Origin of the sequence: Enterococcus sp. C57, assembly GCF_040887305.1 — a bacterium.
GTDB lineage: Bacteria > Bacillota > Bacilli > Lactobacillales > Enterococcaceae > Enterococcus_B > Enterococcus_B hirae.
Genome location: NZ_JBFOFP010000002.1, coordinates 132,095 through 158,335 on the forward strand (window position 1 = coordinate 132,095; position 26,241 = coordinate 158,335).

Genomic DNA, 26,241 nt, shown 5'->3' on the forward strand with positions numbered 1-26,241 from the left:
GTTGCTCTCAACTATAAGAACTTTCTATCGAAGGTTTTTATTTGGTTATCGATGATGACACAAAGAAGTATCGAAGTGTTTTTCTGAATACGGACACTACTTACCAGTTAAAAAGAAACGGCTAACAAATGAATCGAGTGGATTCAAGATTCACTTCGTTCGGTTTTCAAACCTCTTTGCAGCCATTTTACCTTGTAACGATAATCTTGCAACAACTCATCAGTAGTCCAGTCATTCGCAATGTAATCCGTCAAAGAATTGATCACAAGATCCATGACGAAATATAAAAAGCTAATCGCTTCTTCTTCCGAAGTAATGTAAAAGCCATTTGCCTTCAGTAACTTAAACCATTCCTTTAATCTTCCTGATCCAGCAGAAGGCTTGGTTCTTTGGTGATTGGTAAAATCATCACTTCTCGTTAAAAAGCGGATGGCCTGCCAATAACTACTTTTTTGTTCCAGTTCACTACACCACGCAAGGTAATTTTCAATTCCTTGAAAAAAGTCTTGCTTGTTTTGACTGATATATTTCAGAATATCTCGATGGATTTGAATCGAATAATACTGGATCGTGTAGGTATAGGCATCTTCCAAGTCTTCGAAGTACTTATAAAAGGCCCCTCTTGACATAGCCATATCTTCGACAATATCTGCAACTTTTACTTGGCTAATATGTCGAGCTGAAAAATTTTCAAGTAAAATTTCAATAAGCCGTTGTTTCTTCTCATTCGGCAGATTAAGAAATGTCGATTTAGGCATCCCACCCCTCCGTTTCTTCGATCAATTCACCATCTTTCATTCGGTAGACACGATCGCTCCATTTGATCATCCGAGCATCATGTGTAACCATGACTGTTGCTTTTTGTTTTTCATGTGCTTCTTTGACAAGTAACTTGACTACTTCAAAGGCATGATCTGTATCTAAGCTAGCGGTAGGCTCATCTGCTAAGATCAAACTAGGGTCATTGAACAACGCACGAGCAATCGCTACACGTTGTCTTTCCCCACCAGATAAATCTCGAGGATAGCTTTCTTTTAGATCATAAATATCTAATGATTTCAATAAGTCATCAATGACGGTTTCGTTTTGTTTCTGATGGCTGACTCGATCAACTAAATAAAATTGTTCTTTGACCTTTAAAAATGGAATCAAATTAGAACTTTGTAAAATAAACCCAATTTCTTTAAAACGTAAATCGGCTCTTTTTTTCTCAGATAAATCGGAAAAAGACTGACCATTAATGGCGATTTCTCCAGAAGTAGGTGTTTGTAGCCCACCGGAAATGGTTAAGAAAGTACTCTTTCCTGAACCAGAGGGACCGATGATGCTGACAAATTCTCCTTGTTTGACATTAAAATTAATTCCTTTTAGTGCAGTCACTTCGGTATGTCCACTACCAAAAGTCTTGACGATATTTTTCATCGTTAAAATATTCTTCATTTTTTACCCTCCTATGGCGGTGATTGGGTCCACTTTTGTGATCGTGCGTATTGAGAAGACGCCGCCTACAACTGCTACAACGAGTAAGACCCCACTATATAGCAACCATTGTGTCCAAAAAATAGCGAATGGCATCGCACTTGGTAAAAACAAGCTAGTTAGATAAGCAGCTAGAACTGCTAAGGCGACACCAATGACTCCAATAACAAATGACTGTGCAATCAACGATTTAGCAATAAATGAATTGCGAATCCCTTGAGCTTTCATTACGCCAAAGATCGCCGTTTTTTGTAAAGTGATGACATACATAAAAATGCCAACTACTGCTGCTACGACAAGAAACAAGAAGTAAACCATTGCATTTAGTGTCATATTTTGTGCAGAATAACCTGGAAGACTTTCAATAAAATCAGGAATCGTCAGTTTTTGTAAATCTTTTGATGCGCCATCTTTATCAATTGCAGCTGATTGTTTGGTCACGATCGCATTGATCGGCTTTTTGTCATCTGAAGCAAACGGTTGGGCTCCATATTTTAATTGTGTCCAAGTTTCTAGATCTGTATAGATGACTGGTGAGACCGTATAATAAGTGGCAGGAAAAATTCCAACGATCGTAAATGCTTGGTCATCGCTACCGATTTTGATTTGATCTCCCAACTTATATTGATCTTGTGCCAGATTTTGGGAGATAATTATTTCATTTTTCTTATCAAACATCCGACCATCTGTGATTTTAGGTAATAAAAAGGCATCGTTAGTCGTACCAAAGACTGTCACATTTTCTTTGTTTTTGCCCTTGATTGCTCCACTGAACAAGCCAATTGGGGCTTTATCTTTTGCATCTACTTGATTAAGATCGCCTCTTGTCAATTGAGATGCTGCAAACACTTGATTAGCATCTTCGGACAAAACGATTTCTTGAGCACCCCAATCATCAATCGCTTTTTTAAATTCTTCTGCTAATCCACTTGCTAGACCTGATAGCATGAAAACGACATAAGCAATCAAGAACATGATACCGATAATGAGTCCGTATCGTAGTTTTGCGTATTTCATTTCTTTCATTGCTAAAAACATTACTTTCCCTCCTACATTTTTCTTTTTCGATAGTGACATTTTGTCACTGTAGAAAAGTATAGCGCAACAGTGACAAAATGTCACTCAACAAAACTCATAAAACAATTCGTTCATACTACAAGATAATTGTCTTTCTGTTTATTGGTTACAGTTTTTCTTATAGTTGGCGATGTTACTATATATATGAATCATGAGCAAATAAACGTTGGTATAAATAGATATCAGTAAAAGTAAATAGAAGAAAAACGAAAAATAAGCTACAATAATAAAATAGAACACCAGTTTGAACAAAAAGGAGGTTCTTTTATGGATCAAAAAACACGAAAACACATTCAAGAAAAGTTAAAACAACGCATCGCACAGCTTCCTCCTATTTTCCAAGAATTTTTAAAAGAAAATCAAAAAAAGCTTTCATTAAGCAGTCGTTATGAATATGCAAAAGATTTTCATTTATTCACGGATTATCTTCACGAAGCTTTAGATCAAGAGATCACAGATGAAGTTATTCTTCATCTTGAAAAACAAGACTATTTAAATTTTTTAGATAAAGTCTATCAGCATACTCGTTCGTTTCAGACCACAGCTGATCAACAAACAAACCAGTTATTTAAAAATAGCTATTATGGTCTTTCACGAAAACAATATTCGTTAAATCATTTTCTACGATTTTTGTATCAAAAAGGATTATTGACTGAAGAAATATCTCTATTAGGAAAAACGCTTCCTGAAACTACTGCTGCAGCGCCTCGATTCATAGACGCCTCTTTGTTTCAAGACTTTGAGCATCTGTTTATTCCTATGAATGGCTTTAACTCTTCACGAGAAGCACGCTTTGAAATAAGGAACCGACCAAGAAATTTAGCGATTGCAGCTATTCTTTTATATTGCGGGTTAAAGATCCATGAAGTCGTTGAATTAAAAAGAAAAGATATTGACTTAAATAAACAAATCATTCATCTTAGCCGTAAAAAAAATCGTCTTAATCAGTCGCCAATTCCCAATGAAGCACTGCCATTCATTAAAAACTATTTAGCAATAACTGATACTGGGACAGGACCTGATTCTTTTGCTTTTCGTTCATCTCATGACCAGCAAATCTCTCCACGGACGATTCGCCAAATACTAAGTAAAATCACTGTATATAAAAATATTTCGCCAGAATTATGTCGTAAAACTTACGGGTACTACGTTTCCCTTTATTTTGATGATCTGGATATCGTCAATTTCCTTTATGGTAATCGTTATATCAATGAACATTCATTTGAAGAAGTCCATCAAAAGATGTTAGAGTTCTCTTACAAGGAAATAACAAGTAACAAAAAATGAAATAACGAAATATAATTCATTTTTTCACAAAGAAAGCTGTTTTTTATTCAAGGTTTGTGCTAAGATTATAGCTGAATTTGCAAAGTAAATGATTTAATTCACAAATTTTTCTTACTTTGCTTACCAACTTGTTTATTAAATGAAATCGGAGTGTGACTTATGGAAACAATCGCTTATTCCCCACTAAATCTTTTTTCTAATTTTCAAGAAGCAGCGAATGCTACACCAGATGTACCAATCATCTTTGACCAACCCTTAGCAGCTTTTCCGGAACTTGGTTTTAAAAGCACTTACAAAGATACCTGTCAACTCGTTTTGACTCGTGCCTATCAATTAGCTCATTTGGGTGTCGGACTTGGTGATAAGGTCATGATCTACAAAAGTTCAGCTTTTGATACTTATTTATTAGCTGTAGCAACAGCTTATCTTGGGGCGGTACCAGCAATGATCTCTTATCACTTCCCTACCCCCACTTTAGAAGTCTTTGTCGACCGTTTAGAAGATCCATTTATCCTTTTTGATGATGAAACGGCTGAACGAGTGGCTGGCATTTCAAATGGATCAAAAGAAAAACAAATTGCTGTTTCTAAACTATTGACTCAATCAGCAGAACCAGTGGCACAAAATCAATTGGGGAACGATGAAATTTCTTATATGACCCATACTTCAGGAACAACAGGTATTCCTAAATTGATTTGTCATTCTGCTCATTCAATGGGCTGGCGCACCAAATGGCAAAAAACTGTCTTTACTAAGATCGCAGAGAAAAAACTTGTGGCTTTCCATATCTCTCCTGTTCATTCTCGCTTCAATATTGGTATTTCTTCGTTAATGGCGATGGGCTTTCCAATGATGCCGTTAGCGGATGCTCAAGGGGAAAACGTTGTGGCCATGTTAAAAGAAAATCCACCGATTGCACTTGAAACACATCCAAACAACTTTGTTCAGTGGAGCTTTACAGCGAAAGAATATCCAGAAGCTTTTGCTGGTATTCGTTATTACCATTCCACTTTTGATGCGATCAACAACTCTACTATGGAAACATTCTTACGGACTTCTCCTAATCAAGAAGCTGTTTTCTTACAAGTTTATGGCCAAAGCGAATGCGGACCGATGATTTTAAAAGCTCATACATTAGAGAGTTTAAAAACGAGTAATGCGAGAGACATGGGTGTGGGACTTGGCGACTTAACCAAAGCGCGGATCGCAGATGAAAATGGGAACGTCTTACCTGCTAATACAGATGGACACATCCATTTATTATCAAAAGGTCGTGCATTAACTTATTATAAAGAAGATGCTCGTTTCCAAGAAAATGTTTATGGTGCTTGGTGGGACAGCGGTGATTACGGCAGCATGGATGAACAGGGGCATTTGTTCTTAAAGGATCGTCAAGTGGATTTGATCGATACAATCAATAGCAATTTAGCGATCGAAGATTTCTTGTTAGACTCATTAGAATTTCTATCGGAAGTGGTCATCGTTCGTGATAAAAACAATGCACCACAACCATTGATCGCTCTTGCTCCTAATCACGAAATGGATTGGGATCGTTGGTGGAAACAAGTGCATGAGTTACCTCGATTGAATACGCCAATTATCAGAGATTATGAAGATATCCCACGGACTGCAACGATGAAAGTCCGTCGACTACAAATTGAAAAAGAATTAAAAGCATAATAAAAAGAACACTGACGTTATCCTCTTACCTAGCAGGTATAACGTCAGTGTTCTCTTTTGTTTAACCATTTTTCAGTTGTTAAAATTGTAGGAATGACAAAAAAAGATTCAATTTATTGATAATGATATCTAATGAAGTTGTTCATTTGAGTATGCATAGCTTATGTTTTCTTCTAGCTGTTAAGTTGCCAACAATACAGTGTACTTGTTTCATTCAGATGATAGATAAATTTTGGTGATCTAAAGACTACGCAAAATTGGATGACATAAAAATATGCCAATTGGCTGTTTTCTTTTCTAACAACTTTCGTTATACTCTTTTCGTGGAGGGAAAACAATGAGAAAAATACTTACAATTGGTGGTTCTGACCCTTTTGCCGGTGGAGGAATTCAATCCGATTTGAAAACTTTTGAGAATTTTCAACTTTTTGGAATGAGCGCGCTCACCTGTGTAGGCATGTTAGACGAAAACAACGCATTCCTCTTAGAAAATCTACCTGCTAAGTGGTTGGAACAGCAACTTGCTTCGATCCAGAAGATGACAGACTTAGCGGGTATCAAAATTGGCTTATTGCATTCTCTTGAAGCAATCATGATCGTCCGAGATTTTTTAAAAAAGCACCCTCAAATCCCAATCGTTCTTGATCCGGTTTTAGCTTTTAAAGAAACTACTTCATTAGCGAATCAACAGTATATTGAGTGCTTAGTGAAAGAACTCTTCCCCCTTGTTGATCTTGTCACGCCCAATCTTAAAGAAGCGGCTCTCCTTTCTGGAAAGAAAAAAATTTCAAGCATCAATGAAGTGATAGAGACAACCAAATTTATTCATACTTTAGGAAGCAAAGCGGTCGTTGTTAAAGGTGGCTCTGGGATCCATGGCGATGAAGCAATCGATGTTTTGTATAGTCATGACGGACTAACCACTTTTACAATGGAAAAATTAACACGATCAACGGTGAATGGCGCAGGATGTACCTTTTCTTCTGCTATTACAGCGAATCTCGTCCATGGCTATACGCTCCCACAAGCCATTCAACGAAGTAAAACTTACGTTTATCAATGTATTTTAAACGGTGTTGAAATGAATGATCAAACAGGCAGTGTCTGGTCTGGCGGTAACATCAAAGGAGGGATTTAATCGTTGAATACGAAACGAATAACAATATATGCCATGCTGATCGCTTTAACAGTAGCATTATCTTTAACAATTTTAGTTCCAATACCAGCAACTAACGGCTTTGTCACGCTCTGCGAAGCTGGCATCTACACCACTGCTTTATTATTTGGTCCATTTGGTGGGTTCGTTGTCGGTGCCTCAAGTGGTTTATTCATCGATTTACTGTCAGGTTATCCGCAATGGGCCCTTTTTTCATTATTGATCCATGGTTTGCAAGGATTGGTCAGTGGCTATTTTGCCGAAAAAACAAGCAAAGGTCGATTTGTCGGTCTTTTTATCGGTAGTTGTCTGATGATTAGTGGCTATTTTTTAGCTGGTTGGTTTTTATATGATTGGCCTGCGGGGGTAGCTTCTATTCCTGGAAATATTTTTCAAAATATTGTAGGGGTTGGATTGGCTTTACCACTCACTCAAGCTCTAAAACGAACAAGAGTACAAAAAGAAAGTAAGTAATGAAAGGAAGAATAAAATGAGCATCACAGAAGAATCTTTAAAACAAGAATTAACCAAAATGGTCAACGAGGTATTAGCAGAAGCAAATTTAAAATCTGGCGATTTATTTGTATTAGGATGTAGTACCAGTGAAGTGGTCGGTGGACAAATTGGTAAAAACTCAAGTGCTCCAGTTGGACAGTGGATTATCCAAACGATTAGAGAAATATTACAACCTTTAGGAGTCGCTTTAGCTGTTCAAGGATGTGAACACATTAATCGAGCCCTTGTCGTCGAACGCTCCGTAGCAGAGCATAAACAATTTGAAATTGTTTCTGTTGTACCAGCCTTACACGCTGGTGGCGCTTGTTCAGTAGCAGCGTTTGACCAATTCGATGATCCAGTAGAAGTGGAACATGTGGTAGCGCAAGCTGGGATCGATATCGGTGATACTTCCATCGGTATGCATGTCAAACACGTTCAAGTACCTGTTCGACCAAGCAGTCAAACATTAGGAGCCGCGCATGTTACAGCTCTGCGTTCACGTCCAAAATACATTGGTGGTCCGCGAGCTGAGTATGAAGTGATTTAAAAGAATCAATTAACTGATAACCTACCTAATATTTATGTAAATGTTATTCTTTATTATAAAATATTCACTTATTATCTAATTTCTATAAAGGTACAGTCACCCAACTTCATACAGTATGTCAAAAAAGTTTGCCTTGGACTTCATTAGAAAGCTCAAGACAAACTTTTTTTAGTTTCTTTTTTTACTGTTTACAAATAATTTCGCTTCATAAGGATCAAGCTTACCCACTCGTTCAAATACACGTTCTTCTTGATTCGTGAGAAGTAATTCCCAAGGAACATCAACTTCATTCGGTAATGAATATTCCGCTACTTCACTCGTAAGATTGACCATAATCAGATAGTTTTTATCGGTAAATGATCGTTCATAAACATAGAGTTGGTCGTGTTCAGCGAGATATTCTTTGAATGAACCATAGATCAATCCTTGATTTTCACGACGGATGCGGATCATTTGTTTGTAGAAAGATAAGATCGACGAAGGATCATTTTCTTGTTCTTCTACGTTAAGTGTATGATAGTTGGGATTTACCATCAGCCAAGGTTCGTTTGTTGAGAATCCGGCATATTTTTCTGATCCCCACTGCATAGGTGTTCGGCTATTGTCTCTTGTTGTATCAGCAACGATATCTATAGCTTCCTCAGGAGATTTTCCTTCTTCTAGCAATTGGTTATAAAGACGTCTTGAATCGACGGCATCGATTTGTTCGATGGCAGTAAACGGCATATTCGTCATACCGATTTCTTGTCCTTGATAAATAAATGGCGTGCCTTGCAGGAAAAAGTACATCATTGCGACTGCTTTTGCTGATTTTTGCCAATAATGTTCAGGATCACCAAAAACAGAAACTGAACGAGGTGTATCATGATTTTCCATATAAAGTGCATTCCAACCCTTACCGTCTAAAGCGGTTTGCCAGGCACTTAACGCTCTTTTTAAATTGATAACATCAAGTTTCCCTTCTTTTTCGTGCTTCCAAATCGAGATATGGTCAAATTCAAAGATCATGTCAAAATACCCATCAGCGCCGACCCATTCTGGACCTTCTTCAGCCGACACCCCGCTAGCTTCGCCAACAGTCATAATGTCGTAGTCATCAAAAACATCTTTTAATTCATTTAAATGTTCATCGATCCCGGAAACATTTTGAAAAGGAGAAAAGGGGTTTTCAGTTGCATTAACAGAATATTCATCTTTTTTCACATGGGAAATCGCATCTAAACGAAACCCATCGATTCCTTTATCTAACCACCAGCGAATCATAGAAAAAAGTTCATTTTTTAATTTCTCGCTTTCCCAATTCAAATCAGGCTGCTCTTTAGCAAAGACATGCAGATAATATTGTTTTGTTTGTTCATCATATGCCCAAGCTGAGCCACCAAAAATCGATTGCCAGTCATTCGGAGCGTTTTCAGGTGTTCCATCTACCCAGATATAGTAATCTCGGTAAGGATTATCCAGTGACTTCTTTGATTCAATAAACCACTCGTGTTGATCAGATGTATGATTGATTACTAGATCCATAATGATTTTGATTCCTTGTAGATGTGCTTCTGCCAGTAATTGATCAAATTCGGCCATTGTTCCAAATTTTTCTAGAATATTTTGGTAGTCACTAATATCGTAACCGTTATCAATAAAAGGTGAAGAATAAACTGGATTGATCCAAATAAAATCAATCCCTAATTGTTTTAAATAAGAAAGCTTTTCACGAATCCCATTGAGATCCCCAATGCCGTCTCCATTACTATCCATAAAACTGGCAGGATAAATCTGATATCCGACCGCTTCTTTCCACCAAGCTTTTGTTTGAGTCATTGTTTTCTTCCCTTCTCTTTTTCTCTATTATAAAACAATGCCACTATTTTTTGTTGATGTTACCGATAACATCGTTTTCTCTTTAACAGTTTCCTTTTTGTTTCGTTATCAGGTTTGCAGAATGTCAGGATTTAACAGTCGATTAACGATCAAAAAGAGTCTGATAGATAAACTAAATGGTGTTTAACCATTCGCTACAATGCGTTCATAACCTCTTCCCGTTGTTCCAACAGTCACTCTAACAAAAAAACAAGCCGGAAAATCCAAAAATAGGAACTATTTTCGAATTCTTCGGCTTGTTCACAGAGCTAGACACTTCTGTCACAATCTCTCTTAGTCGATGAATGGACTTATACGTGACTCCAGCTATTTTCAGCTATTTACAAATAGCGAGCAATCAATTGGATCAATTGCTGTGGTAACTCGTTGATGTCTGTCATATCAATGAAACGATTTTCCCCATATATCTCTTTGATTTCTTTTTGATCCTGTCCAATCGCAGCAGCCACAAAGATGACTCCTTGACGGTCATATTCAGACAGAACGCTTTGGATATCTTCCCTTGCCTTCTTCCCAGTATAGTCTGGCAAAGCTTTAGGCTGGCCATCACTAATCGAGATCAGCAATTTAGTCGTGGCAACTTCTTGGCTTAGTTTGTTAGCAATTAGTCTCAAACTGGCACCATCACGATTGTTTTGTCGTGGTTTCATCGTCACTAACTTCTCATCTAACCATTGGAAATCATCACTAAATTCTTTATAAGAAAAAATCGAGGTCTTTTCTCTCGTTGAGACATCTGCTGTATCTCCATAAATCATTAAAGGAATATTTACACGTTTAGCAAATTCTGCGATGGCGATCGCTGCTTTTTTTGCTGCTTCGATTCGTTCATCTCGAATCATTGAACCAGATTCATCAATCCTTAAAGCCACTGCCAATGAAGGTTGTTCGTGGGGGGGATTTTTCTTATCAAAATAACCTAGGTCATTATAGGCCACACGACTCGCATTGAACCGTTGTCCTTCATATTTTCCTTTTTGATAAGTCGTTGATTCATCATTTTCCAACAAATCTAAAATTTGACGGCTTAATGTTTCAACGATCGGTAAAACTTGTTGTCTGATTTGTTCTGCTTCTTGTGCTTTGAGTTCAAATTTTGGTCGATGAACGATCAGTCCTTCTTTTTCGTGCATCGTCCCCTTCATTATTTGTCGTGCTTCTTTCGTTAACTCACGTTTGATTTCTTTGTCGTAAGCCTCCATATCAGAGGCAGACATTTTTTCTGAATTATCTTCTGCTTGTTGCTCCTGTTGCCCCTGACCTGAAACTTCTTGACTTCGTTCTTGTTCAAATGAAAAAGACTCTGCCTTTTTTTCCTCTTCAATCTCAGCATTATCCACTGGTGGAGTTTCTTCTTCGATCTCAGGCGACTCATTTTCCATTAAAGACAACGTTTCTTCTGCTAGTTGATCGATATTACGTTCATCAGCTTCTTCATCGTTAAGGATTCTGCCTCGATTTCTTGAAGCTTCTTCTGAAAGACGTCCCCACTTTATTTGCCGTAATAATTCACGAAGTTCTTCAAGAAGCCCACTTTGTTCTAATGCTTGGGTTAATATCTCCAATTCTTCTGGAACAGTGGTCAATTTATAGAGAACTTTAGGATAAATCGATTGGAAAAGATCTTGCCCTTGTTTCCAAGTATTTGCCCAATAAAAATAGGAACGCATACCAGCAACTCCCTTGATAGCATTCGCTTTGGCAGTATCATCTAATAATCGAATGATCTCCGCTAATTTCAAGAGCAGTTCAGGTTGTTGAATCTTTGTCTTACCTAAGGCTCGCTCAGCCATTACTTCAAGTGAAGGTAAATCCATCTTCTCAGCATGTTGCATCCGATCTCTCAAAGATTCATTCAACGGACGATTACCTTGGTAGTTCCGATTGGTTGTGATGATGATGACGCAATCTGGATGACGGACGACGACACCCGTGGGTAAATTCAATAATCCATTTGGCTCAAGAGCGGAATTTAAAGCAACTAATACGGAAGCATCACGGATCACCGTTGGCTCTTGGATTTCTAACAAATACCCTTTTTCGATCGCTCGAACAATTTCAGAGGGATAATATTTATAGCGAACGTTACTATTTTCACTATGTTCCATCCGCTTGATGAAATCAGCCAGTTTGGATTTAGCCATTTCTGTACTAAGATTATAGTGATTTTTGATTAACCGTAAGACAGCCTCTAATGTCTCTGTTTGGTTGATTGCATCAATCAATTCTTGATCTTCATCTACGTCAGACTCAACAATAGGCAATAGCGCACCAAAGACATCTGATTTATCCATATCCGCAAAACAAGTTATTTTCGTATAAGGAAGTTGTAAATCAGCCGAAAGAGCTTTAGCCAGTTGCGTTTTTCCTGACCCAGCATCCCCTTCAAGCAAGATGTTACTGATCTTCATTTCAGGATCATTCCAGTTTTCAAAGATTTCAGCTGCGATTCTTTGTTCTTCTTGACTGGTTCGATGACTCGTTGGCTTTTGCCAAATCATTTGTTTTTCAACACTTGAAAATTGACGGTCTTTTGTCAGTGAGAAATCTTCCAATGTACCTCACTCCTTTTTTCCTTAATACCCTAAATCATCTAATAGACGTTTCAAAATTCGGAAACGTTCTCCGATCAATTCGCCATCTTTTTGTAACGTGTCATAATAGAGCATAATATCTTCATCGATCTTAGGATTTTTGGTATCCACTTCAACCGTCATTCGATTTCCTTGAAGTCCAATAATATCGACAACTGGATTTTCAGGATCATAAAATTTTTCATAGCGATACGCATCTTGAAAATACAAACTCCCTTGCGCAGCTAAAATTGCTAGATCTAAGATCCGAGTGATTGGTAGTTCTTCCGATTGGCGTGACCATTTTTCACCCGTATGGCGCCATACCTTGCCTGAAATATCAACTTTTCCACGATCATTCCATTGTGCTAACCCTAAAGATAGTCCTTTAGCATCCGTATGCAAAGCATTTCTTCCATCAACTTGATCATAGTCTTCAACGACAATAACAGGTTTGTGTTTTAAATTTGTTGGGATTTCCATCTAAATCCATCCTTTCTCTTTTAGTAAATTACTAACCTAGTGATTTACTTATTTACTAAACTTTTAAGGATTATACGCCTTATATAGAAAAAATGCAAAAAAAGCATCGTATCCCAATGAATGAGAGACGATGCTTGCATTGAATTGAATAATCTAAATTATTGCGCAGAGATGGCAAGCCCGATTGCTTTTTCTCCTAAGTGACTACCAATCACTGGACCAAAATGACCAATCTCAATGTCAGCATGCGGGTATTGCTTTTGTAATTTTTCTTTTTCTTGTATGGCAACTTCCAAATTATTTGCATGAATCACATAAAGTTTAACAGGTGGTGCAATTTCCTCATTTCGCATGCCGATGACTTTTTCGGCACGAGCGAAAGCTTTTTTACTTGAACGGATTTTTTCAAATAAAACGATTTTTCCTTCTGAAAAAGTCAAAATCGGTTTGATTTTAAGCAATCCACCTATCAATGCAGCCCCATTAGTCAAGCGTCCACCGCGTACTAAGTTGTTCAAGTCATCCACGATGAGATAAGCATACGTATTATCTCGGATACGATCGATATGTGCGATAATTTCTTCAAGAGATTGACCTTTTTGATTTAAATCTAGAGCAGCTTCTACCATGTGACCCATTGGCATACTCGTGATCTTAGAATCATAAGGAACGATTTTTACACCGTCAATGTCGTTTTTCATAGCATGTAATGTGTTGACAAAGCCGGAGATCCCAGAGGATAAATGGATACTTAAGATGGTATCGTATCCTTTTCTTTTCAGTTCTTCGTAAAGCGCCAGTACTTCTCCAACTGCAGGTTGTGAAGTGGTCGGGAAGTCTTTGCTTTTATTTAGAAGCCCATAGTATTCGTCAGCTTCTATGTCTATTCCTTCATTGTAGATTTTCCCATCCAAAATGACAGGGATCGGAATAACGAACAAATCAGGATGATTTTGGATTCGTTCAGGCAAATAAGCCGTACTGTCAGTAACTACTGCAAGTTTCATTTATTTAATTTCCTCATTTCAAAGAATTTTACCAGTCTATTTAACTATATCATAAGAAAGATGACATTTGAACCTCTCACTCAAAAAGTGAGAGAAACAATCACGTCCCTCTCACTTTCTGTAGCTTTAAAAAATTATCATGAACTGGATGTTGTTCCTAATTTTTGGTTGAGTGATGCCGATGCTGGAAGTTTTTAAGTAATTGGAGCCCATTTCTGCCAAATTGAGCAAAGAGAAATGTCAGCCCACCTACTCCACCAAGGCCAACACAATAAACAACAGCATGGGCTTTCGACGTCATCGTCAATTGGAGGTTCAATAGGATAAATACAATCGAACAAAGAACCAGCATCAACAAGGTTGAGCGGAATGTTTTAAGAAAGAAAAATCTGATTTTAGCTAGAGGTGCGATTCGATACTCTTTACACATATAGAAATAACCTCTGATAAACACGATCGCAAAAGCCATTGTGTTTGAAAAACTCATTCCATAACCGCCAAATAGTGCTAATCCAATCACTTGAAAGACAATTTTCAAAATAATCGCTTCAACGGTCAGCCGAATCGCAATCATATGATGGCTAAGTGATTGTAACATCGTCGAAAGAATCGTGAACAATGAAAAGAATAATGAAGCGAGTAAGGCAAATTGGAAATAGCCGACACTATCAGGATCATATCCAAAAAATAAGGTATACAATGGACCCGCCAATAATGACATCCCCGCAAGAGAAGGAAGTAAAATCAAGACAGCAATTGAAAAACTATCTCCTACTGTCTTTTCAATTTGCAAACGATCTTTTTTTCTCAAAGTACTTAAAATCGGCAAACTGCTGATTGCGACTGTACCAACCATAGAAATCAAGATCAATGTCAACTTATTGGGATTAACTGAAGCTCGACTAAATAAAAATTCCAATTGTTGATTCGTGATTTCAGGTCTGAAAAAATGCAACAACGTCTTCATCGTCACTTGGTCAATCATTTGCACGATGGTAATAACAGATCCCACAAAGATGAAAGGTAAAGTTTCACGAATGATCGATACCGACTCTGCCCGATTCTCATGCTTGAAATAGCGACTAGAAATCAAGAAATCTTTTAATTTGAAATAATCATTTTTTATTCCAACGAAATACATATGGATAATTGCTGCTAACCCACCAAAGAAGGATGCCACTGTACTGATCAGAACAGCTTCTAAAATCGTTCCATCGGTCAAGACGCGTAAGTAAAACGTTCCTGCTAAAATGACCAGGACACGAACCGCTTGTTCAATGATTAGTGAGGTCCCATAAGGTCTCAAATTGTTTTTCCCTTGAAAATAACCTCTCATTGCACTTAGAACTGGAATGGCGATCAATGACGGACACAAACTACGAATTGCTAAGATCCCATTATTTACATTTGCAATTGGGCTGATTCCTGCAAGCATCGGGGCAAAAAGATACATCAGCACAGCAGAAATGATCCCAATGACAAACATGATATTGATGGTACTGCGAAAAATCGTTCGACAGCCCTGTTCATCATTTTCTTTCGTTGCTACAGCGACTTTTTTAGCAATCGCATTAGGAAACCCAACTGTTCCCAGCATCAGGAACAAGCCATAAGGTAAATAACCTACATTGTATAAAGTGGTCGCTAACATTCCTTCTTGATTGTTCCCCATCATACTTAGCCATGGGATCAAGTAAACGACACCTAATACCTTACAAAGCAAATTAGCAAAGGTTAACCAAAATGTTCCTTGCATCAATTTTTTATTCATTAAATTTTCCTCAACTATCTATATTTAAATCAATACCTTTCCCATTATAGCAAAAATTCAAAGAAGGACAAATCATCCTTAAAATTTTAATAAAAAAGGCAAAAAAAAAGCCATTCTCTAAAACTAAGAGAAGGCAAAATTTTGGAACTGTTTAAAACATCGACAGTAAAAATACTGAAGCAAGTCCAGTTACTACTGATAATGCCATAGAATGAGTTTTATACGCCACGCCAACTACGAGAACCATAGCTAAGATTTTGATATTCCAAGCAATGGCTAAATGTTCATGGGTAATAAAGACATCCTTGAATGCTAAAGCTGCGAATAGCGCCACTGGCACATATTTCATCCATTCACTAAACCATGAAGGGACTTTCCGATGGGTAAAATAGAGCATCGGGAATAGTCGTGGCACATAAGCTACCACGAATAAACTAAGTACTAAAAGAATAAGATACGTCTTAGTCATGATGTTGACTCTCCTGTTCTGGGAAGTTGAATAGTGGTTCATTGACATGTTTGCCACGGTTTTTTAATCGTTTTAATTTTTTTGCCTTCTCTTTTTTGAAAGCTTTCTCTAAAGCAAACCCTGCAAAAGAGGCGATCACCGTCGCAGCAATTAAACCTAATGTATTTTGGAACATGACCATGAAAGTAACGCCTAATACACCAGAAAACAATCCTGTAAAAATGAGCAGCTTATTTTTCATTTGCATGACAAACATGAAGATAAACATCGCAGTCAGTGCAAAGTGAACGAGATCAGCATCTACATGGATAACAGAACCAAACGTGTTTCCAATCATGTTACTACCTGTCCAAGAAGCCATCGAAAACCAATTTACATATAAAGCTTTACGCTTATTCCATGTAGGATCAGTTGAATATTTAAGATAATTAACCGCATAATTTTCATCATTTAACGATTGTGAAAATACCGCCAAGAATAGTCTCTTTTCTTTCTTCATAAAACCTGAAAGACTCGACCCTAACAATGTGTAACGTAATTCCAAGAAAAATACCATCAAAAGTGTCGTTGCAAAAGATGCTTGAGTTGTTAGCATCGAAGCAACTAAAAATTGCGCTCCACCCGAAAATACTAATATGGACAACAGACCGGTTAAGATTGGATCAAAACCCACTTTTTGCAATAAGACACCACAAGCTAACCCAACTGGTATATAACTTAAGCAAAGTGGCATTACTGCGTGCAAAGCCTGAAGCCATGGCGCACTTTTCTTTTTATTCATCAAAATGTCTCCTTCAATTACAACAAATAAACAGCGGACTCATTGTAACATAAAAAAACGAAATTGTAGCCGTTTTATCTAAAAACAATATTATATTTTTCTCATTTTAAGCTTGAATCTTGAAATTTCAAATCATAAACAAGTTATTTTTAAGCAACATAAAAGCATTTTTTGCTGAAGAATCAGCATGGTCATCTTCGATAATTAGGGTCATATTTATCAGTTTCAATATAAATATAAACTTTTTTATCATTTAAAGACTGCCGAATCGTTTCTTCAATGTTATTGATGATTGCATACGATTCATTCTCTGGGTGATCAAAGATATCAATTTTAGCAGCTACCAATACCTCAGTTGGGCTCAGATGAACGGTCTTTACATCGATCAAACGAGAGACTTCCGGACGCTCAAAGGCTTGCTTTATTTTAATCAAGTCACTCGTTGTCACACTTTCACCAACAATCAAACTGTAAAATTCTTTTGCTAAGAAAATGGCAGCTCCCATCAACAATAATCCGATCAATAGGCCGCTAATCGCATCAAACGCCGCAATTCCTGTTACCATCGTCAAGACTGTTCCTAATAAAGCAAGAATGAGTCCGATCACAGCACAAAAATCTTCAGTAAAGATGATCAAAATTTCACTGTGACGACTTTCTCTCAAAAATTTCATCAATGATAACTTTTCGGTATTCAACTCATGGATTTCTTTCATAGCGATACGTAATGACGTTCCTTCAATGGCTAATCCAAAGATTAAAATAATGATAACGATCAATGAGTTATCAACTTCATGCGCTGGATGGGTCAATTTTTCAAAAGCTTCCATGACTCCCAAAGCTCCCCCACCAAAAAAGAGCATGGTTGCCACAATTGTGCTAAAAAAATATTTTGCTCTTCCTTCGCCAAATTGGTGTAATTCGCTTTGCCCTCTATTCGCTCGTTTATCCCCAAAAAGCAAAAGGATTTGATTGCTGCAATCGACGATACTATGAATACTTTCATTCAGCATTGCCGCACTTCCACTAATGGCATAACCGACAAATTTACTGATTGCAACTAAAATATTCGCACCTAATGCAGCAATCACAGAGAACATCCCGCTCTTTTTAAAATTTTCCATCTTATTTCCTTCTTTCTTTTCTTCTCAACAGTTTCTCAGTTAACTATCTCTCGGAAGAACCGTGTGATCTATTGCCTGCAGACGGAACAAAAAACATGCGACAATCTCTCTAAGGATTGCCACACGTTTATATCCTGTCTAAGCCTTTCGAACCATCAAAGGAACCAAAAATTCGTAATTGATAAAGAAATCAATCACTGATCGATGGTACTCCCCAGAAGAAACTTCAAGCATTGTTTGGTTTTTCTGATTTTTGGAAATGATCATGGATTGTCCTTTATCTAATAGAACTTGGTATTTTTCTTCTCCAATTTTTTCAAAATCATATTGAGGATTTTTCATCGCTACGATAAAGATGTCATCTAGTACCTGGTCAGTCAATTCAAATTGACTTTGAAGATTCAGATGTAATGGTTGGGTGTTATCTAGTAAGGTTTGCTTGACTAAGAAACCTAAGTGACGTGCATGAGCTAATATTTGGTTGAACTTATGATTGAAAATAGTCAGTTGACCAGCAGAGAATACCCGTTCAACAGACCAATAACGAATCAAAGATAACACACGGTCATCCTGAACCGTGATTTCCATCGTTTCTGGTGAAACTTCCAATAAGTTGAGTGATTCCACTTGGTATCGTTGATCAATCGTCGGAAGAACAAAAGAAAATACTAATTGATTGGAATCATTCAAACGATAGTTGATCGAAAAATGTCGTGTTTCCCAAGTATCATAAGTGGTATTAGAGAATTTCAAACCAATATCATTTAAAGGTTTTAGCAACTCATAAGTAAAGTATTCGATCAAACTTGTCTTGCCAATCGGGGAAATAGGTTCTGCTTTTAAGATATAGCGTTCAAAAGCATCTAATAATTGTGAAAAGTCCGATTCAAGTAGATATTTCCGTAAGCGTAAATCCGCTAATTCTGCCTCTGCTGTTTCAATCAAAAGAACAATGTCTTGATGGTCTTTTTCTTTTGTTTCTAAATAGACTTGATTTTCCCTCGCTTCATGTGGATGACTGGATTCAATTGCCTCTAATTGTTCAGAAGTGACCTGTTCATTTTCATCAAGCAAATCATCTTCAGAAGCAGAGTGATTGCTGGAGTTTTCAGGATCTGTTTCTATTGCTTCTTCCGTCACAGTCGTTTCTGCTAACGATTGTGCTTCCAGCTCTTCATTTTTTTCTAACTCTTCATGCTCATTCATTACTCTACCCCTCCCTCTTGCATCGATACTTCTGGGTTTTCATGTGGATCAACATTACCTAAGTAATTCATTAGGAAATGATGGATGGTTTGACTGAACCCTTCTATCCCACCGAAGTAGCGATTGATTTGTCGTTGTTCTTTTTCAACGATCGCTGCACGTAATTGATTCGCTTTTGCTTCGTTAAGTAAAGCAGCTTTTTGATTTTGGATTTTTTCAGGTGCTTCAAGATAAGGCATCCAGCCTAATTTTTCATTCGATAATGCTTGTTTTTGTTTTTTTAGTTCTTGGATTTCTTCATCAATTTTTTTCCGATTTAAGAATCCTTTAGTGTCATCCAGATCAGAGATTTGGCGATCCACTTCTTTTAATTCTTCATCCAGACGATCGATCTCGGCTTTTGCAGTGATGACTTTAGCATCAAGTTCGTTAATTTGTTGACTGTAGTCATCCGGTTCCTGGTTTGCATAGGTGCCCCACTCTTCGTCAATTTGGGGCAAAACGAAAATTTCCGGTAGACTAGCATCGATGCCAATTGTTGGCCTTTCGTGATAATACGTACCGATCTTGTAATAACTCATCGTAGGAGAAATCTTTTCGACTAGCTCCATAAATGGAAATTCTTGAATAAAGCGATCATGGATTTTCCGCATTAATAGCTGATCGATTTCATGGTTTTCATTCGAACTTTTTTTCAATTCCTCATTTAAATGACCATTATACAGTTGATAGATTTCTGGAATGTTTTCTTCACGAACAGCTCTTTCAAACGCTTGTAAATCCTCTAACAGTTGAGATAGATTCGTACTAGCTTTTTCTTTGATATCAAAAAAAGTAGTGTCATCTTCTTGCTGAATGATGATTTCTTCGTTATTTTCTTGTGGTGTTTCTTTCATTTTGATTACCTCCTCACAGTTATCCACTTTCTTGGACAGAAGCACAATAGGTTGAGTTTACTTACTATTGAATTGATAATTTAATAGTACCATTTTATAGAAAAAAATGTTACAAAGGGCTTCCTCCTCTATGTATCTTTTAATCAATATTCATTGATTATCCACCGTTTTGATAAGGTCTGATTATTGTACTTTCACTATTGAATAATCTTACGTATCGAGAGTAAAACAAAAGAGTGGAAAGAGGATTGAAGCGACCTCCAAAAGTTAGATTCTAACTTTTGGGGGTTACTACAGATCCCCCCACTCTTTTTCACTCAGTAATTTTTTTATTTTTGAGGCAGATCTCTGGTTGTGAAGTGAATGCGCTGATTTTCATCACGAGATAATAGTGTTTCTTCATTCAAATAAGTAAACTTCATCTCTTCTAAATCAGTATTTTCGAGCATTTTTTCATAACCGGTAAAAATCGAACGGATATATTGTTTATATGCGTTTTTCTTTTTCTGTCTTTTTTTCATGTGACACCTTCCTTATCAAAACTATCATACCAATGAATTTAAGATGAAACAAGCCAGATTTGAGATTTTATCTGTTGTTTTAATCCGGTGTTAGTTACTAGTTGACGAAAATCAAAAAAAATGAAAAAATGCTTTAGTACTTAAGGAGGGAATCTCGTGAAAAAAATCGGTTTTGATTCAGAGAAATATATCGAAGAACAATCAGCATATATCCTTGAACGAGTGAATCACTATGACAAATTATATTTAGAATTTGGAGGCAAATTGGTCGATGATAAGCATGCCAAACGTGTTTTGCCTGGCTTTGAAGAAGATGCAAAAATCAAATTGTTACAAAAATTAAAAGACCAAGCAGAAATCTTGATTTGCGTCTACGCTGGAGACATTGAACGTAATAAAATTCGTGGGGATTATGGTATCACTTATGACATGGATATTTTACGCTTGATCGATGAAATGCGTGGCTACGGATTATCTATCAATAGTGTCGTCATTACTCGTTACAATGGTCAGCCAGCTACGAATGTCTTCGTCAATAAATTAGAAAGACGTAATATCAAAGTCTACAAACATTCAGAAATTGAAGATTATCCAATTAATGTTGAAAAAATCGTTTCTGAAAACGGCTTTGGCAAAAATGAATATATTGAGACCAGTAAGCCAATCGTTGTTGTTACTGCTCCTGGACCTGGTAGTGGCAAACTAGCAACATGTTTGAATCAGCTTTATCATGAAAGCCAAAAAGGACAATCAGCAGGTTATTCAAAATTTGAGACCTTCCCTGTTTGGAATGTCCCATTGAAACATCCACTAAACATTGCCTATGAAGCTGCCACTGTGGATTTAAAAGATGTCAATATGATCGATTCCTTCCATTATGATGCCTATGGCAAGGTTGCTGTAAACTATAATCGAGATGTTGAAACCTTTCCAGTAATCAAACGGATCATTGAAAAAATCACTGGTAAAGAATCAATCTATCAATCCCCTACCGATATGGGTGTGAATCGTGTGGGATTCGGAATCGTTGATGATGAAGTTGTGCAAGAAGCTTCTCGACAAGAAATCATCCGCCGCTATTTCCAAACAGAGTGTGATTTCAAAAAAGGATTGATCGATGAGGAAGCAGTAAATCGAATTAAATTGATCATGGAAGAAGTAGGTCTTCAACCTGAAGACCGTCAAGTGGTATTGCCTGCTCATGAGTATGCAAAAACTGTTCAAAATGACAGCAACGATCCTTCTGCGGTGATCGCGATCCAATTACCTGATGAAGTGATCATTACAGGACGCACCAGTTCTTTAATGAATGCTTCTGCTGCCGTCATTTTAAATGCGATTAAACATTTGGCACATATCTCAGATAATATTCCATTGTTGTCGCCACTTGTTTTAGAACGGATTCAAGGGATGAAGTCTGCTGCACTGCATTCTTCCGTTGATACATTGAGCCTAAATGAAGTACTGATTGCTCTTTCAATCAGTGCGGTAACCAACCCTATCGCTCAAGTAGCTTATGACAAACTTGCTGAATTAGATGGTGCTCAAGCTCACTCGACAGTCATCGTCAATAAAAATGATGAACAAACGTTGAAACAATTAGGTATTGATATCACAAGTGCTCCCTTCTATCCATCGGAAAATTTATTTTATCAATAAGCATTGTTTCTTTATAAACAAATAGCTGAATAAACTCTTAAAAGATTTTATTTAAATTGCACCTGAAAAAGTGCAACTGATAATCTTTTAAGAGTTTTATTTTGTTGTATCCGTTTCAATTAAAATGTATGCGTTTCAGTCTAAAAAAGCGATGATAATCTTAGCAAAAAATTAGTATTTTAACGATAAAACGTGTAAAATTAAACGGAATTTTGATTAGGAGTGATAGTTTGAGTCAGATTTTAGGAATTATTGGATTACTTTTTATTTTTAGCCTTGCTTTTTTGATTAGTACCAACAAGAAAGCCATCAAAGTAAAACCTTTACTATTGATGATCGTATTGCAATTTATTTTTGGTTTTATTTTGTTACGAACGACTTTTGGTACAGCAGTCGTTTCCATGTTAGCGAAAGTATTCGATCATTTACTGGCGTTTGCAGGTGAAGGAGTCAATTTCGTTTTTGCTGGGGTAGCCAATAAAGGCAGTGCGCCGTTTTTCTTAAATGTTTTGATGCCGATTGTTTTTATTTCTGCAATCATCGGGATTTTGCGTTATATCAAGATCTTGCCATTATTCATGAAGGCAGTTGGATTGGGTTTAAGTAAAATCAATGGTATGGGGAAATTAGAATCTTACAACGGTGTTGCTTCAGCAATACTAGGTCAATCTGAAGTTTTTATTTCAATAAAAAAAGAATTGCCTTTCTTATCTGAAAAACGTTTATTTACCATGAGCGTTTCTGCCATGTCGACTGTTTCGATGTCGATCGTAGGTTCTTATATGGCGTTGATCGATTCTAAGTATGTAATTACTGCGCTGGTATTGAACTTATTCGGTGGGTATATCTTGGCCTCCATCGTTAATCCTTATGAATTAGAAGAAAAAGAAGATGAGTTGATCATTGAAGAAAACAAAGAACAAACTTTCTTCCAAATGCTTGGAGAATATATTCTTGACGGCTTTCATGTAGCGATTACAGTCGCTGCTATGTTGATTGGATTCGTTGCTCTTATTGCTATGATCAATGCCATTTTTAGTGGAATCTTTGGGATCTCTTTCCAAGAAATTCTTGGTTATATCTTTGCTCCACTAGCATTTATCAGCGGGATTCCTTGGAAAGAAGCTGTGGATGCGGGTAGTATCATGGCGACGAAACTTGTGACAAATGAATTTGTTGCGATGACAGAACTAGCTACTGGGAACCTGCATTTTACTGAACGTACAACAGCTATTCTATCTGTCTTTTTAGTATCTTTTGCTAACTTCTCTTCCATTGGAATCATTTCGGGTGCTATGAAAGGTCTAAATGAAGAAAAAGGAAACTTAGTTGCGAAACATGGATTAAAAATCTTATTGACTGCCACATTAGTCAGCTTTTTAAGTGCGATCGTCACTGGTTTACTAGTCTAAATGATTAAATTTAATTGAACTGTATATTTAAAACACTCTCTTTGCTCTTTAGACGATTTTCTAAAGACTCAAGAGAGTGTTTTTTATAAGACAAAATTTATTGTCGTACAACTGGAATATCTATGCGAAAAGAACAATTGCTAAAAGAAACTTTCTCGTGTATCGTTTAATAAAAGAAATAAAGGGTTAAAGGAGATTCATGATGAACAAATGTTATGTATTTATTGGTCCTTCTGGTTCAGGAAAAACTTCCATTGCTAATGCTCTTTTTGAACCAAAAGAAAAAATTGTCACTTCGACGACTCGTCCTCCTCGAAAAGGTGAAACCGATCAAAAAGATTACTATTTTCTCTCTGAAGACAAATTTGAACAGTTGATCACTGAACAGGCATTTGTGGAATGGGATGAATATGCGGGACATAAATATGGTTCAACTAAGAGGGAGATTGCTCAAAAGTTGAAAAATGGTGATTGTTATACAATTTTAACAGCTGCTGGTTTTTGGGCACTCTATCATGCATTTGGGGAACAGATCCAACCAGTATTTGTGACTATCGCTAAAAACAAATTGAAGCAGCGCTTAGAACAACGCGGAGATGCTCGGGATCAAATCAAAAAAAGGCTCGCTCTTTTTGAGCAAGACACGAAGGAATTAGATGAGTTAAAAAAACTACCAAACCTCATTGTTTTAGCAAATAATGAAGGGTTAGAATCCACCAAAAACCAATTTAAGCGACAAATAAAAATGCTCAAAGAATGATCTTATTTTGATAAACAGGATTGATTAGCAAAAAAATCTCTCACTAGCTTCAAAACATAAACTAGTGAGGGGGATCAAACCAATTTATGTCGTTCTGTATCTCCAATACCACAAATCAGCGAATGTAGTTCTTCTACTTTAGAATACATACGTAACCAATTAGTCGGCTGGTCTAATAATAAACTGAGCAGTTCTAAATGATGGACCAATGTCCATTTTTTCAATACACCTAAGCCAGGAAATTTTTTTTGTTGTTTCAAAGAAAGCAGGGCTAATATACCCGTTGTAATCAACAGTTGATCTTGGTTCCTCAATACCCACTGTTGCATTTTTTCAACAGCTTCAAAAAACTTTAGTGCTTGATCCTTAGCTGAATCGTTCGTATCAGAAATAAAATGTTTTACTCTGAGATTACCATATGCATCAACATAGGTCAGATGAAGTGCCAATGCCCGACTAGGAAAGCCTTTATCAAAATAGCGACTTCCTTCAATCGTAAAATCTGAAAAGCCATGATTCCCCTCTTCTTTAAAAAACAAATAGTCGTCGCTAAAAAAATCATCTATTTTTTCGCTATAATCTTCTACGTGTTTTCTTGGTTTAAAGGCTTCTTTTATGATGATTTTGTTTTCTGGTAACCAGATATGGAACCGACTATGGTCTGGTAACAAAAAATGAGTATCCATTTTTGAAAGTTCTTTCCATATTTTTGGATCACGAGGCTGATGTTGTCCATCGAAAATGATCAATTTAGGTGGTTGCTCCATGATCTGTTGGTAATTATCGGATGTGATGATCATTGCATGTTGAATGGAACTATTTTCTTTTTCTTCCCATAAATGTAAATGTTCATCAAAAAGTTTGAACTGACCCACTTGGGGATTATCGATGATGATCAGCGGGTGATTTGCTTTTTGGAATAGTTCGACAATGTTTTTAAAGGTAGCTGAATCACGAACTGGTTCGATGATAGGAACAACCTTTTTAGATAATAGATTCTGTTGAATCATTTCTTTTAATGCTAAAAGATCAAACTGTTTCCCTCTCAAATAAGGATAGTACATACTTATTCACTCCAATGGCTCTGTTGGCAAGCGTCTAACTTGCTGCTTTTGTCGCAGATTCTCATAGTCTTGCTGTAAAGCGCTGATTTCTGCTTGTAAATCTTGGATCGCTTGATTTTCTGTTTCTTCAATAAAGCGTTCGTAGTAACGCTCTTTGGCAAATGGATCTTGAGAATCTGAACGTTTTTTTAATTCTTTATACAACTGATCAGTTGGAAAATATTTGACGCCTCGTTCCATCTGTTTGGCTTTTCTTACTTCTCTAAATAATGAAGCCATAAAACGGTTGAGCAGCGCCTCTTCTGCCACTGCTAACGGTTGCTTCATTGCTTTTTTAGCAATAATGAATGTGCCAGAAGCTGGCATCTCTTCTGCTATCCCGTAAGGTCGATAAACTAAAACACCGATACCAGTGGGGATTTCAGCTTTGACTTCATCAAAAAGTGTTTGAGGTAATACAAAATAATTGTAATTCCCGACAAACGATAATTTTGCAGTGGAACGAAAGTCCGCTTTTGATACTTTCAACTCATAGCAACGCCACTCTCTTGTACCATCGAACTTTGTGAGACAACTTAACGTATCCACGATACCATGGTCGTCAGGCATGGTCACCTCTTCTACGACAATGCCCCCTTGTTCGATACAGTATTGATAAAGAGAAGTTTCCATCTCGATCGTTAAAGGAGTTTTCAATCCCTCCACCTCCGAACATATTTTCGCCTACCCATTCTACCTTAGATCCAACAAAAAATCTATCGTTAATTATTATTTGAATCGATTACTTAAAAATATTTAGAATTAGTTTTTGTTCACTTTAATCCTGCGAAATGAATGGGACAAAACATCGTCACGAGGTAGCTGACAGCCAGAAAAAAACAGTCGAGTCTAAATTTTTCTTAGTCCCAACTGC

General features: G+C 37.0%; 24 protein-coding genes. 8 read left to right on the top strand and 16 right to left on the bottom strand.

All coding sequences use genetic code 11. The features are described from left to right. Positions 1-143 precede the first annotated feature (143 nt). The 3 genes from AB5M32_RS02540 to AB5M32_RS02550 are packed head-to-tail and all read right to left on the bottom strand — an operon-like array spanning position 144 to position 2,517. On the bottom strand, positions 144-758 hold the full coding sequence (locus AB5M32_RS02540) for a TetR/AcrR family transcriptional regulator (protein WP_368024275.1): 615 nt from the start codon (positions 756-758) through the stop codon (positions 144-146). After that, entirely contained in the window at positions 751-1,440 is a 690-nt protein-coding gene (locus AB5M32_RS02545) for an ABC transporter ATP-binding protein (RefSeq protein ID WP_368024276.1), read from the bottom strand. The genes AB5M32_RS02540 and AB5M32_RS02545 overlap by 8 nt, the downstream gene beginning before the upstream one ends. Before the next feature lie 3 nt (positions 1,441-1,443). Next, the gene (locus AB5M32_RS02550) at positions 1,444-2,517 is read right to left on the bottom strand and encodes an ABC transporter permease (protein ID WP_368024277.1); all 1,074 of its coding nucleotides are present in this window, start codon (positions 2,515-2,517) and stop codon (positions 1,444-1,446) included. Between the two features lie 306 nt (positions 2,518-2,823). On the opposite strand from AB5M32_RS02550, the gene AB5M32_RS02555 reads away from it, so the two are divergent. The 5 genes from AB5M32_RS02555 (at position 2,824) to AB5M32_RS02575 (ending at position 7,724) form a co-directional block, all read left to right on the top strand. After that, on the top strand, positions 2,824-3,843 hold the full coding sequence (locus AB5M32_RS02555; protein ID WP_368024278.1) for a tyrosine-type recombinase/integrase: 1,020 nt from the start codon (positions 2,824-2,826) through the stop codon (positions 3,841-3,843). A gap of 159 nt (positions 3,844-4,002) precedes the next feature. Beyond that, on the top strand, positions 4,003-5,523 hold the full coding sequence (locus AB5M32_RS02560) for an AMP-binding protein (protein WP_368024279.1): 1,521 nt from the start codon (positions 4,003-4,005) through the stop codon (positions 5,521-5,523). Between the two features lie 337 nt (positions 5,524-5,860). After that, a complete protein-coding gene (locus AB5M32_RS02565; RefSeq protein WP_034697951.1) occupies positions 5,861-6,661 on the top strand; it encodes a hydroxymethylpyrimidine/phosphomethylpyrimidine kinase in 801 nt (266 codons plus the stop codon). A 3-nt stretch (positions 6,662-6,664) separates the two neighbouring features. After that, entirely contained in the window at positions 6,665-7,153 is a 489-nt protein-coding gene (locus AB5M32_RS02570; RefSeq protein ID WP_178286263.1) for an ECF transporter S component, read from the top strand. A gap of 16 nt (positions 7,154-7,169) precedes the next feature. Then, a complete protein-coding gene (locus AB5M32_RS02575; protein WP_368024280.1) occupies positions 7,170-7,724 on the top strand; it encodes a TIGR01440 family protein in 555 nt (184 codons plus the stop codon). Between the two features lie 168 nt (positions 7,725-7,892). Here the strand turns inward: AB5M32_RS02575 and AB5M32_RS02580 are convergent, their stop codons facing one another. From AB5M32_RS02580 to AB5M32_RS02630, 11 genes are all read right to left on the bottom strand, one after another. Then, positions 7,893-9,542, bottom strand: coding sequence for an alpha-glucosidase (locus AB5M32_RS02580; RefSeq protein WP_368024281.1), 1,650 nt, complete (start codon positions 9,540-9,542; stop codon positions 7,893-7,895). A gap of 380 nt (positions 9,543-9,922) precedes the next feature. Next, positions 9,923-12,157, bottom strand: a complete 2,235-nt coding sequence (locus tag AB5M32_RS02585) for an AAA family ATPase (RefSeq protein ID WP_368024282.1) — start codon at positions 12,155-12,157, stop codon at positions 9,923-9,925. A gap of 21 nt (positions 12,158-12,178) precedes the next feature. After that, positions 12,179-12,658, bottom strand: coding sequence for a DUF6530 family protein (locus AB5M32_RS02590; RefSeq protein WP_010719161.1), 480 nt, complete (start codon positions 12,656-12,658; stop codon positions 12,179-12,181). A 158-nt stretch (positions 12,659-12,816) separates the two neighbouring features. Then, positions 12,817-13,665 (bottom strand): DegV family protein, encoded by an 849-nt coding sequence (locus tag AB5M32_RS02595; RefSeq protein ID WP_010719160.1) that lies wholly within the window; start codon positions 13,663-13,665, stop codon positions 12,817-12,819. A 157-nt stretch (positions 13,666-13,822) separates the two neighbouring features. Continuing rightward, positions 13,823-15,436: an oligosaccharide flippase family protein gene (locus AB5M32_RS02600; RefSeq protein WP_368024283.1), complete on the bottom strand. Its 1,614-nt coding sequence runs from the start codon at positions 15,434-15,436 to the stop codon at positions 13,823-13,825. Positions 15,437-15,587: 151 nt separating this feature from the next. Continuing rightward, positions 15,588-15,905 carry an AzlD domain-containing protein gene (locus tag AB5M32_RS02605; RefSeq protein ID WP_010737579.1) on the bottom strand — a complete coding sequence of 106 codons (318 nt, stop codon included), beginning with the start codon at positions 15,903-15,905 and terminating at the stop codon, positions 15,588-15,590. Next, the gene (locus tag AB5M32_RS02610; RefSeq protein WP_368024284.1) at positions 15,898-16,686 is read right to left on the bottom strand and encodes an AzlC family ABC transporter permease; all 789 of its coding nucleotides are present in this window, start codon (positions 16,684-16,686) and stop codon (positions 15,898-15,900) included. The genes AB5M32_RS02605 and AB5M32_RS02610 overlap by 8 nt, the downstream gene beginning before the upstream one ends. A gap of 191 nt (positions 16,687-16,877) precedes the next feature. Continuing rightward, on the bottom strand, positions 16,878-17,810 hold the full coding sequence (locus AB5M32_RS02615) for a cation diffusion facilitator family transporter (RefSeq protein WP_010737580.1): 933 nt from the start codon (positions 17,808-17,810) through the stop codon (positions 16,878-16,880). A gap of 138 nt (positions 17,811-17,948) precedes the next feature. Then, positions 17,949-19,016, bottom strand: coding sequence for a hypothetical protein (locus AB5M32_RS02620; RefSeq protein WP_010737581.1), 1,068 nt, complete (start codon positions 19,014-19,016; stop codon positions 17,949-17,951). After that, entirely contained in the window at positions 19,016-19,912 is an 897-nt protein-coding gene (locus AB5M32_RS02625) for a hypothetical protein (RefSeq protein ID WP_010719154.1), read from the bottom strand. Before AB5M32_RS02625 ends, AB5M32_RS02620 begins: the two co-directional genes overlap by 1 nt. Before the next feature lie 329 nt (positions 19,913-20,241). After that, a complete protein-coding gene (locus AB5M32_RS02630) occupies positions 20,242-20,433 on the bottom strand; it encodes a hypothetical protein (RefSeq protein WP_010719153.1) in 192 nt (63 codons plus the stop codon). A gap of 156 nt (positions 20,434-20,589) precedes the next feature. Between AB5M32_RS02630 and AB5M32_RS02635 the strand changes: the two genes are divergently transcribed. The 3 genes from AB5M32_RS02635 to AB5M32_RS02645 all read left to right on the top strand — a co-directional run bounded on the left by AB5M32_RS02635 (position 20,590) and on the right by AB5M32_RS02645 (position 24,264). Next, positions 20,590-22,092: a DUF1846 domain-containing protein gene (locus AB5M32_RS02635; RefSeq protein ID WP_010737583.1), complete on the top strand. Its 1,503-nt coding sequence runs from the start codon at positions 20,590-20,592 to the stop codon at positions 22,090-22,092. 230 nt (positions 22,093-22,322) lie between these two features. Next, positions 22,323-23,504 carry a NupC/NupG family nucleoside CNT transporter gene (locus AB5M32_RS02640; protein ID WP_010719151.1) on the top strand — a complete coding sequence of 394 codons (1,182 nt, stop codon included), beginning with the start codon at positions 22,323-22,325 and terminating at the stop codon, positions 23,502-23,504. Between the two features lie 202 nt (positions 23,505-23,706). Continuing rightward, the gene (locus AB5M32_RS02645) at positions 23,707-24,264 is read left to right on the top strand and encodes a guanylate kinase (protein ID WP_178286258.1); all 558 of its coding nucleotides are present in this window, start codon (positions 23,707-23,709) and stop codon (positions 24,262-24,264) included. A 74-nt stretch (positions 24,265-24,338) separates the two neighbouring features. Here the strand turns inward: AB5M32_RS02645 and AB5M32_RS02650 are convergent, their stop codons facing one another. Continuing rightward, complete coding sequence (locus AB5M32_RS02650) at positions 24,339-25,328, bottom strand: sce7725 family protein (RefSeq protein WP_178286257.1); 990 nt, start codon at positions 25,326-25,328, stop codon at positions 24,339-24,341. A gap of 6 nt (positions 25,329-25,334) precedes the next feature. Continuing rightward, entirely contained in the window at positions 25,335-26,024 is a 690-nt protein-coding gene (locus AB5M32_RS02655; protein WP_010719148.1) for a hypothetical protein, read from the bottom strand. Positions 26,025-26,241 lie beyond the last annotated feature (217 nt).

Bases quoted from the DNA above. Each gene is read 5' to 3' on its own strand.
- AB5M32_RS02545 (WP_368024276.1), bottom strand. From the start codon at position 1,440: ATGAAGAATATTTTAACGATGAAAAATATCGTCAAGACTTTTGGTAGT.
- AB5M32_RS02550 (WP_368024277.1), bottom strand. From the start codon at position 2,517: ATGTTTTTAGCAATGAAAGAAATGAAATACGCAAAACTACGATACGGA.
- AB5M32_RS02610 (WP_368024284.1), bottom strand. From the start codon at position 16,686: ATGAATAAAAAGAAAAGTGCGCCATGGCTTCAGGCTTTGCACGCAGTA.
- AB5M32_RS02565 (WP_034697951.1), top strand. From the start codon at position 5,861: ATGAGAAAAATACTTACAATTGGTGGTTCTGACCCTTTTGCCGGTGGA.
- AB5M32_RS02645 (WP_178286258.1), top strand. From the start codon at position 23,707: ATGAACAAATGTTATGTATTTATTGGTCCTTCTGGTTCAGGAAAAACT.
- AB5M32_RS02615 (WP_010737580.1), bottom strand. From the start codon at position 17,810: ATGGAAAATTTTAAAAAGAGCGGGATGTTCTCTGTGATTGCTGCATTA.
- AB5M32_RS02575 (WP_368024280.1), top strand. From the start codon at position 7,170: ATGAGCATCACAGAAGAATCTTTAAAACAAGAATTAACCAAAATGGTC.
- AB5M32_RS02580 (WP_368024281.1), bottom strand. From the start codon at position 9,542: ATGACTCAAACAAAAGCTTGGTGGAAAGAAGCGGTCGGATATCAGATT.
- AB5M32_RS02590 (WP_010719161.1), bottom strand. From the start codon at position 12,658: ATGGAAATCCCAACAAATTTAAAACACAAACCTGTTATTGTCGTTGAA.
- AB5M32_RS02555 (WP_368024278.1), top strand. From the start codon at position 2,824: ATGGATCAAAAAACACGAAAACACATTCAAGAAAAGTTAAAACAACGC.
- AB5M32_RS02620 (WP_010737581.1), bottom strand. From the start codon at position 19,016: ATGAATGAGCATGAAGAGTTAGAAAAAAATGAAGAGCTGGAAGCACAA.
- AB5M32_RS02630 (WP_010719153.1), bottom strand. From the start codon at position 20,433: ATGAAAAAAAGACAGAAAAAGAAAAACGCATATAAACAATATATCCGT.
- AB5M32_RS02540 (WP_368024275.1), bottom strand. From the start codon at position 758: ATGCCTAAATCGACATTTCTTAATCTGCCGAATGAGAAGAAACAACGG.
- AB5M32_RS02595 (WP_010719160.1), bottom strand. From the start codon at position 13,665: ATGAAACTTGCAGTAGTTACTGACAGTACGGCTTATTTGCCTGAACGA.
- AB5M32_RS02560 (WP_368024279.1), top strand. From the start codon at position 4,003: ATGGAAACAATCGCTTATTCCCCACTAAATCTTTTTTCTAATTTTCAA.
- AB5M32_RS02605 (WP_010737579.1), bottom strand. From the start codon at position 15,905: ATGACTAAGACGTATCTTATTCTTTTAGTACTTAGTTTATTCGTGGTA.
- AB5M32_RS02650 (WP_178286257.1), bottom strand. From the start codon at position 25,328: ATGTACTATCCTTATTTGAGAGGGAAACAGTTTGATCTTTTAGCATTA.
- AB5M32_RS02625 (WP_010719154.1), bottom strand. From the start codon at position 19,912: ATGAAAGAAACACCACAAGAAAATAACGAAGAAATCATCATTCAGCAA.
- AB5M32_RS02600 (WP_368024283.1), bottom strand. From the start codon at position 15,436: ATGAATAAAAAATTGATGCAAGGAACATTTTGGTTAACCTTTGCTAAT.